Raw genomic sequence first — 625 nt, forward strand, 5'->3', positions numbered from 1 at the left:
ATCGCGTCGACGAAGATCACCGGATAGAGCGGATCCAACGGCCTGCTCGACCATTCGGCGAGTTCGCCGGCGACTTTCTCCGTGATCCGGCTGATCGTGTCCTTGGACACCTTCGCCCCGTAGACCTCGTCGAAGTGCGCGGCGATCTCACCGGTCGTCAAACCCCGCGCGGTCAACGACAGCACGATCTGGTCGATCCCGTCGAGACGGCGCTTCCGCTTCGGGACAATCACCGGCTCGAACGACCCGTCACGGTCCCTGGGGACCTCGATCTCGACAGGACCGATCTCGGTGAGCACGGTCTTCGTGCGCGTCCCGTTGCGCATGTTCTCGGCGATCGGGGTCCCGCCGTGCTCGTGGCCGAGATGTTCGGTCAACTCGGCGTTCAGCGCGGTCTCCAGGACGTTCTTCGTGAGCTGGTTCAGCAGCCCTCCCGGGCCGACCAGGCTCATACCCTGCTCTTTGGCCTGCGCGAGCAGGCGTTCTGCGAGTTCTTTCTGATCGATGATCTCCCCGGTCACGGGATCAATCATCTCGTCATCAGCGATGACGTCAGTCGTGTCAGACACGGCCATCTCCTCTCGGATCAGGCCAGACCCTCACACACCGTTTTCCTTACAGTCTC

1 protein-coding gene is annotated in these 625 nt (G+C 62.6%); it reads right to left on the bottom strand.

Going from position 1 to position 625, the window contains the following annotated elements; all coding sequences use genetic code 11:
• On the bottom strand, positions 1 to 533 hold a 533-nt coding region (locus EII42_RS12145), incomplete at its 3' end, for a transposase (RefSeq protein WP_199729887.1).
• Positions 534 to 625: the final 92 nt, after the last annotated feature.

This window comes from Tessaracoccus sp. OH4464_COT-324 (genome assembly GCF_003932855.1).
Classification (GTDB): domain Bacteria; phylum Actinomycetota; class Actinomycetes; order Propionibacteriales; family Propionibacteriaceae; genus Arachnia.